7 protein-coding genes are annotated in these 9420 nt (G+C 43.7%); 2 read left to right on the plus strand and 5 right to left on the minus strand.

The window, feature by feature from the left end:
- Nucleotides 1-359: 359 nt before the first annotated feature.
- A complete protein-coding gene (locus tag EI161_RS11940; protein WP_192524103.1) occupies nt 360-851 on the minus strand; it encodes a hypothetical protein in 492 nt (163 codons plus the stop codon).
- Nucleotides 852-1167: 316 nt separating this feature from the next.
- On the minus strand, nt 1168-5211 hold the full coding sequence (gene purL, locus EI161_RS11945) for a phosphoribosylformylglycinamidine synthase (RefSeq protein WP_192529650.1): 4044 nt from the start codon (nt 5209-5211) through the stop codon (nt 1168-1170).
- A gap of 580 nt (nt 5212-5791) precedes the next feature.
- Between purL and EI161_RS11950 the strand changes: the two genes are divergently transcribed.
- The gene (locus EI161_RS11950; RefSeq protein ID WP_192524716.1) at nt 5792-6286 is read left to right on the plus strand and encodes a pyridoxamine 5'-phosphate oxidase family protein; all 495 of its coding nucleotides are present in this window, start codon (nt 5792-5794) and stop codon (nt 6284-6286) included.
- 116 nt (nt 6287-6402) lie between these two features.
- On the opposite strand, the gene pgsA is transcribed toward EI161_RS11950, so the two are convergent.
- From pgsA to EI161_RS11965, 3 genes are all read right to left on the minus strand, one after another.
- On the minus strand, nt 6403-7083 hold the full coding sequence (gene pgsA, locus EI161_RS11955) for a CDP-diacylglycerol--glycerol-3-phosphate 3-phosphatidyltransferase (RefSeq protein WP_192524717.1): 681 nt from the start codon (nt 7081-7083) through the stop codon (nt 6403-6405).
- Nucleotides 7084-7816: 733 nt separating this feature from the next.
- Complete coding sequence (locus tag EI161_RS11960; RefSeq protein ID WP_192529652.1) at nt 7817-8245, minus strand: MgtC/SapB family protein; 429 nt, start codon at nt 8243-8245, stop codon at nt 7817-7819.
- A gap of 33 nt (nt 8246-8278) precedes the next feature.
- Nucleotides 8279-8974 carry a hypothetical protein gene (locus EI161_RS11965; protein ID WP_225735371.1) on the minus strand — a complete coding sequence of 232 codons (696 nt, stop codon included), beginning with the start codon at nt 8972-8974 and terminating at the stop codon, nt 8279-8281.
- 99 nt (nt 8975-9073) lie between these two features.
- Between EI161_RS11965 and EI161_RS11970 the strand changes: the two genes are divergently transcribed.
- A partial coding sequence (locus tag EI161_RS11970) for an IS1 family transposase (RefSeq protein ID WP_192529651.1) occupies nt 9074-9420 on the plus strand: 347 nt, incomplete at its 3' end.

A 9420-nucleotide genomic window follows, 5' to 3' on the forward strand; every position in this document is an offset into this window, starting at 1 on the left:
CGAAGCTTTTCATGCTGCTGGCCATTTGCTCAGCCAGTTTCTTGATGTCAGATTGGTTAGTCATTGCTTATTCTCCTGTTAGTGGATTATAAGCAGTTACACACTTTTTAGGAAAGGCTCCAGTTTTTCGTAGCGAGTCGCCATACTACAAATTGTTTTAGCCTTGCAAACGTGTTTTCAACCAAGTGTCGTATAGTTACTACACTACAAAAGAGTTATGATTTGGATGTATATCATAACTCTTTTGTAGGTTGGTATCGAAGAACGAAACCCAACAAGTTATTGGTTCAGATTATTAACTCTAAATTGTTGGGTGTCGCAAACTTCACCCAACCTACGCACTTTTTACTATTGTTAAATCAATAGACAATGTCCACTGTTATCCATACTTTGTCTGCTTGACAATCATAAAGATATGGATTTTTCCATTCCGTACTAGACCCCATATCGTTGTCCATAAGATCAGAGTAATCAATTGAGAACCCACCTAGGGTTACTGTATCTCCTATTCCAAAACTGACTTGGTTTTCCTCATCATACAAAGCTGATATATCCTCGTTAAAAGACAAGCTCTCGGTTTGAATCAAAATTAAATAGTCATCAATATAAAGGCACTTTCCCTTTTTATTAATTAAGCCTTTCATTGTATCGAAATCACTTTCAACGTAATCATCTTGTTCCGTAATCGGCGCCATCTTAACGTTATCTCCTGCTTCTTCATCGTCACTCATTATTTTAGAATCCATGTCTACTTCGAGGCTACTATTTGGTGTGTCGTTTGAATTATTATGTGCCTCTGGTTGACAAGCTATTAATAAAAAGCTTGCTAGGATAAAAATATATTTACGCATGCTTTAATCTCAAAATACAATATTTATTCAGATCTTCAGATAGTTCATAAGTAGATAATAGCAAGAACACGATGTTACCGCTAGCCCAGACTGGCAGATACAAGTGGAAGGCGGGAGTAGCTCCACTACTTCTCAAAAACCCAAGCCACAAACACAAAAAAGGTGAGCTTTGAGCCCACCTTTTCATTTTAAAAAACAGCTATCTAAAACTACAAGCAATTGCTAGAGGTTTGAGTAGCGAGGAAAACATGCGCAAGCACTACATGTCGTAGGCTCAGCAAGTTTGACAAAGCTAATCAAGCATCTAGGTTTGCGACTAGCGCAACCAAGCTCGTGCATTACGGAACATACGCATCCACGCACCATCCTCATCCCACTCTTCTGGTTTCCAGCTGTGGTTATAGGCTTTTAGGTTACGCTCAGGATGTGGCATCATAATCGTCACACGACCATCAGTGCTACACAGTCCAGTGACACCACCGACCGAACCATTTGGATTGAGCGGATACGTCTCGGTTGGATGACCTTGGCTATCCACATAACGCATGGCGAGTTGACCGTGTTTTTCCATACCGTCGATTTCAGTCGCATTAAGCGTGGCATAGCCTTCACCGTGAGCAACAGCGATTGGTAAGATGCTGTCTTGCATACCTTTAAACAAGATAGACTTGGTACGCTCGACTTTGATGTTGACCGTACGCGCTTCAAAGCGAGCTGACTTATTGGCGATAAAGCGTGGGAAGTTTTCCGCGCCTGGGATGAGGTCTTTTAACTGCGCCATCATCTGACAGCCGTTACAGACGCCTAAGCTAAAGGTATCAGGGCGAGCGAAGAAGCGTACAAACTGCATGCGTAATTCGTCATGGAACAAGATAGAGTTCGCCCAGCCAGAGCCTGCGCCCAGTACGTCACCGTAGCTAAAGCCACCACAAGCGACCAGACCATCGAAGTCGCGTAGATTGATACGACCGCTAAGCAAATCGCTCATATGGACGTCGACCGCTTCAAAGCCTGCTTGAGTAAAGCCTGCTGCCATCTCTGTCTGACCGTTGACGCCTTGCTCACGCAGGATGGCGACTCTTGGTTTGCTGTTATCAGAATCAGCACGGCTTTTTAGATATGGTTCTTCGACTTTTTGGTTAAGATCAAAGTTTGGCGCAGCGATAAGCCCTTGATGGTTGACGTCGCTAATCAGGTCATACTCTTGCTGTACGCACGCTGGATTGTCACGACGGCGGGCGATTTGATAGCTGACCTGACTCCATTCTTGCTGCAACTCGCTACGGCTAAATCGTAAGGTGCTGTTAATACCATCGACACCCATATGCAGAGGCGTTTGGATGATTAAGCTATCTTCCTCAGTGCTTTGACCGACGAGGCTGAGCATATCGCTAACGTTAAACTCTTCTGCCATTTGCATTAAAGCGGCGACGTTTTCTGGCAACACTTGAATGACCGCGCCCAATTCTTCACTGAATAATTGACCGAGTAAGTTCTTATCATTCAATGACAGCTTGATACCTTGGCGGCTAGTGAATTGCATCTCAGCGATAGTAGCTAATAAACCACCATCACCGATATCGTGATAAGCGCTGATAACGCCTTGCGCATTGCCCGCTTGGATAAAGTTAAAGAAGTCGACCAAATCACTTGGCTGATCAAGGTCTGGACACTCGTTACCCAGTTGGCTTGCTGTTTGCGCAAGGATTGAACCGCCGAGGCGCAGTTTGCCTTTGGATAAGTCAATACGATAGAACGCGCTATCACCATTAATGAGTTCAGGCGTTAGCGTTTTTGCCACGTCAACGACAGGCGCAAAAGCGGTAATCACGAGACTCATTGGCGAAACCACTGATTTGTCTTGGTTATCGTTCCCGTCAGTCCAGTTGGCACGCATCGATAGCGAGTCTTTACCGACTGGAATGGCGATACCTAATGCTGGGCATAGCTCTTCGCCGATAGCATGTACGGCGTCGAACAATGCAGCGTCCTCATTATCATCGCCACACGCTGCCATCCAGTTTGCTGACATAGTGATATCAGAAAGCTGGCTAATACGCGCACCAGCGATGTTAGTGATTGCTTCACCAACCGCCAAACGCGCAGAGGCTTTTGGGCTAATAAGCGCAACAGGCGTACGCTCGCCGACGCTCATCGCTTCACCGCTCATCGGCTGACCATCTAGCGCGATTAATCCTGAAGCAGTTACCGCGCAATCAGCGACAGGAACTTGATAGCGACCAACATATTGATCACGCACCACCATACCCGTGATAGAACGGTCACCAATGCTAATCAAGAATGATTTACTAGCAACGGTTGGATGACGTAAGACATCTTTGATAGAGTCAGCTAACTCAAAGTCATTGAGCTCTAGCGGAGGTAGCTCATTCTCTTGACGATTAAAACTACGTTGCATCTGCGGCGTACCACCGAGCAAGACTTGCATTGGCATATTAACTGGCTGATCAGAGAGTAAGTCATCATTAACAACGAGCTGACGTACTTCCGTAGCTTCGCCTAAGATGGCATACGGGCAGCGCTCACGGGCACAAATCGCATCGAACTGGTCTTTGCTTTCAGGGCGAATCGCTAGCACATAACGCTCTTGCGCCTCATTTGACCAAATTGCCATTGGCGACATACCAGCTTCTAACGACGGGATTTTACGTAGATTTAGTATGGCGCCCATTTCATGGTCATTGACCAATTCTGGCATCGCATTCGATAGACCGCCTGCACCGACGTCATGGAGAGAAACAATTGGGTTGCCATCTTTACCATTATTACTCGCATCGACATCATTACCAGCTAATGCCCAGCAGCGATCCATCACTTCTTGACAGCGACGCTCCATCTCAGCGTTATCACGCTGAACTGAGGCAAAGTCTAAGCCTTCATCGAGTGAACCACTATCGACCGATGATGCCGCGCCACCACCCAAGCCAATTTGCATCGCAGGGCCACCCAAGACGATTAATAGATCACCTTGCTGAATAGAATTTTTTTCAATGAGGTTGCGTTTGATATTGCCGTAACCACCGGCAAGCATGATTGGCTTATGATAGCCGCGCATTTGGCTGCCGTCTTTTGCCGCTGACGTATCTAACTGGAAGCTACGGAAATAACCGCATAAATTTGGACGACCAAATTCGTTTGAGAAGTTGGCACTACCTAGTGGCGCTTCCGTCATAATCTCAAGGCTGGTTGCCATACGATCAGGCGTACCATAATCTTGCGTACTTAATTGACCTGATTGCTCCCATTTTTCAGCAAGCTCTGGAATATGCAAGTGCGATACGTGAAAACCCGTTAGACCGGCTTTTGGCTTACCACCGCGACCTGTTGCCCCTTCATCACGAATCTCACCGCCCGCGCCCGTCGCTGCACCCGCATAAGGGGCAATCGCGGTTGGATGGTTATGAGTTTCAACTTTCATTAAAATGTCGATTTCTTCTTGATGGAAATCGTAAGGATGCGCAGAATTGGCATCCATCGCGTCAGTAGGAACTGGGTAGAAGCGCATGCCATTCGAGCCAGCCATCACCGCAGCGTTGTCTTTATAAGCAGACAAAATACCTTGTGGATTGGCTTTATAAGTATTTTTAATCATTTGGAACAGTGATTTAGGTTGTACTGCGCCATCTACTGTCCACTCAGCATTGAAGATTTTATGACGGCAATGCTCTGAGTTCGCCTGTGCGAACATCATTAGCTCAACGTCGGTTGGATTGCGACCTAATTCATTGACGTAGGCATTCATTAAATAATCAATATCTTCGCTCGATAACGCAAAGCCAAATTCTGTATTGGCAGCTTCTAACGCAGACTGCCCTTCGCCGATGACATCAATATGATTAAGCGATGCTGGCTGCTGATCGTCGAACAGTTTATTCACGTCGCTTAAGTCATAAACCAAGCTTTGGGTCATACGGTCAAACAATAATTGCTCAGCGTCTACTGGCAGTTTTTCGCTCAGCTGACTTTTACTAACGTCGCCCTCTGCTTTTCCATCAACGGTTAGCGTATAAACAATCACCCGCTCAACACGATTGATCGCAATTTCGCAGTTATTAAAAATATCGGTCGCTTTACTTGCCCAAGGCGATATTGTGCCAAAACGTGGGCCTACGATTACTTGTATTTGATTGTCTTGCGAAGTGGCAAGGTCAATACCTTCATTAATCCCAAACAAATCCAGCGCTTTTTTATGCTCAGTACCGCTTAGTTCACGCGATAGCACATAAACTTGCTGACTATTGATTTGGCTGACGTTTAGCGCGGTTTTTTGCTGAAACTGACTGATGAGTTGTTGCGTCTGAAAATCGGTAAGAAACGGTTGTCCGGCGATGGTCATCATAAAGGCATAATCCGTAAGATCAAGGCATCTCTGCCATGCTAAGTAAATGGTCCGCGTATTATAACAAGAAGCCCTGTAATAAGCAGTTCTAAACCAAGATAAATTACTGTTACCTACACTCAAACTGCCATAAAACGATTATCATAAAAAAATGGTTATTACTTTTACGACACGAAGATTGCTTGGCAGAAACTTTCCGATATTGGCGTCACAATTTTTACTTAAAAGGAGCACTCCTTACAAACCGTCACATCGCATTACTGGCAACCTATATAAATAGTCTACCGGTCATCGGTATTCTAGATAACAGTTATTAACGAGCCAAGTGTTTACTCATTTGAGCCAAAGATTCAATAAGTTAAAGCAATCAAAATTAAAAATAATCAAAATATAGCCGATCCACTATAAAAAAATACAGTGCTACTGGGATAAATTTTGCGTAGCCTCTGTCTGCGCAGGCACAGCAAGCAAGAAAAATTTGTCCCAGTAACACGTGATAATATTTGTACTTATTTTATTTAGGACTGACTATATAATTAGCAAAAAACCCAATTACTATAATGAAAAAAGGATAATCACTATGAGTAGACAGGACCATATCGATAAAGTTCAGGAGTTGGTAAAAGACGTTAAATTTGCCATGATGACCACCCGTACCCACGAAGACCATCTGCATGCTTGCCCAATGACCACTAGCGAAACCAGTATTGGCGCCAAAGAGATTTGGTTTATCGGTGATAAAACCACAGAAACCGTCAAAGATATCGAAAAAAACCCGCAGGTGAATTTGGCTTATGTCAGTCAAGACTCAAAAGATTATGTGTCTATTAACGGCAAGGCTGAATTGGTCGACGATCAAGAGAAGCTCGATGAGCTATGGTCGCCAGTCTATAATGCCTTTTATGAGCAAGGTAAAGAAGATCCAAATGTGCAGTTGATTAAAGTCGTACCGAATGGTGCCGAATACTGGCTCAGCGGTAGCTCAGTGGTAAATATGTTTAAGATGACCACTGCTGCGGTGATGGATGGCAAAAAAGCGGCAAACTTAGGTGAAAATAACTCTGTAACGCTATAAGTTATTTTAAGCTAAACATTAAAAAAGCATAAGCTATAAGATCACAAACGAAAACGCCAGTGGCTGATGCGACTGGCGTTTTTTATTGACTGAGTTTTAATCTTAAAAAGCTGTCATTAACCGCTTTGTTTTAAATAAGGCCAAGCAGCTCTTAGATAAATCATCATTGACCATAGCGTTAAAATTACCGCTGCAACCATGAGTACATAGCCAATCATCTCTAACGATTCCCAGTTTAATAGTAGCACGGTAATCGCTACCATCTGAAACGTGGTTTTAAGCTTGCCCACATAAGAGACCGCGACACTGGTGCTTTTGCCCAATTCAGCCATCCATTCACGCAGTGCTGATACGGCAATTTCACGTGAAATAATCACAATGGCGGCAATCGCCATGATGATATTAGGATGCCATTGCACCAATATAATCAGCGCTGCGGCGACCATCAATTTGTCAGCGACGGGGTCCAAGAAGCGCCCAAAGGCTGATACCACATTAAGCTTACGAGCAAAATAGCCATCGAGCCAATCGGTAATGGCGGCAAGGATAAACACGCCCGTCAATAATAAATGGCGTAATAAGCTGTCGCTAAACTCACTCATACCGACCCGCGCAATCACGTTATCTGAGATGGCAGGCATACCAATCCCCATGGCAGGTGGCCAATAGGCAATCGCTACAAATAGCGGAATCATCAAGATACGCGCAATAGTCAGATTGTTGGGCAAGTTAAAAATACTCTTGTCACTTTGCGTACTTGATGGCTCCTGCGTATGCAAATGCGTACTCTCAGTCATGGCAAACCCAGTTTAATATAGTCACAATAATGGCAGATAGCTTAGCATTTTTCAGGCAAGCCGTCATGCCATCTCTTTGGTTATCCAGTTATCTCTATTTATTTCAAATTATAGTCGTGTGAAGCCAAAGACAAACCCAACGTCACCCTACCCCTTCTTTAAACGTAATGTCATGTAACCAAAACAGCTAAAGACTCACTGATTGGGTTATGATAACAACTTAAATAAAACAGTTGTACACTTAAATATGTAAGTAAATATATATCGCTATTGAATTGGCCATGACCACCCTAATCTCAATAACTAGCCCTATAAAATAATGATAAATAAAAACTTATAATAACAACAAATCACCACCGCTGCCTTTGTAGATTATCTACATAATCAGTTTTCCTCAGCCCACAGCTCCTCCTCTGTGGGCTCTTTTTTTGCCTAAAAACTATTGATTTATATGGCTTTGATTTTTCTATATATTGGATTGACTACCAATTTGACCACCATCTGCTCAAAACTTTGATAGGTTAACCACCAATAAAATGAACATGCCTACACGCTTGCTATACGATGGACACCCTCACCTGTACCAATAGCCGTCATAGTTGCGTTGAGTCTTTAATAGCTCGATGTTATAGCGGTATGTCTTACCCCTATATCGATAGCCATTGCTACGCTTAATCGTATTTGAGATGTCACCATGCGCGTTTGAAACGCCTCTCCATTGATATTTGACTGCCTAATCTTTCTTTATTTTAAACGGCTCTGAGAATTGTAGGATTAAAAAACCAACCGCAGACAATATAATGGCAATCTCATAACGACCGTACGCCACCGAAATACCAATAGCGCCCGTATTCCATAAGCTTGCAGCTGTTGCAGTACCTTTTGAGCCTTCCTCATTTTTGAAAATCGCCCCACCACCGATAAACCCCATACCCGTAATAATCGCATACATAATTCTCGCCTCACCAGCCGAATCATAAATATCCCGACCAACCAACATAAAAGCACAGGAAGCAATGGTGACCAAAGGAAATGTCCTAAGCCCTGCGCCATTGTCTTTCATTTCGCGGTTCAGAGCGATTGGCAATGACAATATAAAAGCGATGCCCAACTGAAAAAAATGATAGCCCAATAGCTCTAAATCTATGTCAAATCCAAACATCATTTATTGCCTTTTTATTTTGGAAAAATACGCTTATCTTGCTTTATTAAGCACCTCAATGGTCTGTTTTGCCATTTGATAGCAGCTTTCGATATTGCCCTGTGCACACCAGTCACCACTGACAATCCATTGGCGCTGCTTATCTACTAATATGCCTGATTTTTGGTTGTTAGTGCTGTTGTTGTCTTTATTTTTGTGCTCAACCAGTGTTGCCGCATAACGCCAGCGATGACAGTCTATTTGACTGGGCGCACCGTCAGCACTCCAGTTGAGAGCCTGCTGTGCTGCTTGCAACAGTTGTGCTTGGACTGACTCGATATCATCATCGACATGCGCCTCCGACCAGTCATTGCGCGCATGGATAGTGACACTGGGTAGTAGCTCAGCATGGGCAGGTTTTTGATGCTCAATAAATATTCTATCGAGAATAGACTCATTCAAATAAGCAACATCCCACTGCGATATTGATGGGTTGCTTAAGTGGTTTAATGTCTCTGGTAGTTGAGTAATATCATCCCAGCCTAACATCAAGGTATAGCATGCTAGCATCTGTGCTTCGGTAATCTTGGTTTGCTCACCAAAGCCGCTATCTGCCATTAGCTCTATAGCTTGTCCATTTGGCGCGGTACAAATCACCCAATCAAAGCAACCTAGACTGGCGCCATCTTCATCAAACAGCTCGGTTTTTTTATCGACGTTATCTGCCAAATGATGGTTATACTCTGCCAATGGGGCAACACGAGTTTTAAATTTTGGTGGTGTATCAGAAAGTATGCTGAGGAGATAAAAGGAGGGTGACAGCCAAAGCAAGATGATATATTTGAGGTTATGAAGACACAAATAGATATCAGTTGCCCCGACTGTCACAGTCCCAGTTTAAAGAAAAACGGCATAAAAAGCTATGGCAAGCAGAACTACCAATGCAAGGACTGCAAACGACAATTTATTGGTGACCATGCCTTAACCTATCACGGCTGTCATTCTAAAATAGAAGACATCATACGGCTAATGACGGTTAGAGGTTGCGGCGTTAGAGACATAGCTATTATAGCCTCAGTCAGTATCGGTAAAGTATTGAGCACCATAGGCTCATCCATTTATAAGATCGCGCCTAAGAAGAGCTACTATGAACGCTTAGAGGTTGATGAGTTCTGGACTTACGTGTATCGCAAGAA

It is taken from the genome of Psychrobacter sp. FME5, assembly GCF_014861375.1.
Taxonomy (GTDB): Bacteria; Pseudomonadota; Gammaproteobacteria; order Pseudomonadales; family Moraxellaceae; genus Psychrobacter.

Bases quoted from the DNA above. Each gene is read 5' to 3' on its own strand.
- EI161_RS11940 (WP_192524103.1), bottom strand. From the start codon at position 851: ATGCGTAAATATATTTTTATCCTAGCAAGCTTTTTATTAATAGCTTGT.
- purL (WP_192529650.1), bottom strand. From the start codon at position 5,211: ATGATGACCATCGCCGGACAACCGTTTCTTACCGATTTTCAGACGCAA.
- EI161_RS11950 (WP_192524716.1), top strand. From the start codon at position 5,792: ATGAGTAGACAGGACCATATCGATAAAGTTCAGGAGTTGGTAAAAGAC.
- pgsA (WP_192524717.1), bottom strand. From the start codon at position 7,083: ATGACTGAGAGTACGCATTTGCATACGCAGGAGCCATCAAGTACGCAA.
- EI161_RS11960 (WP_192529652.1), bottom strand. From the start codon at position 8,245: ATGTTTGGATTTGACATAGATTTAGAGCTATTGGGCTATCATTTTTTT.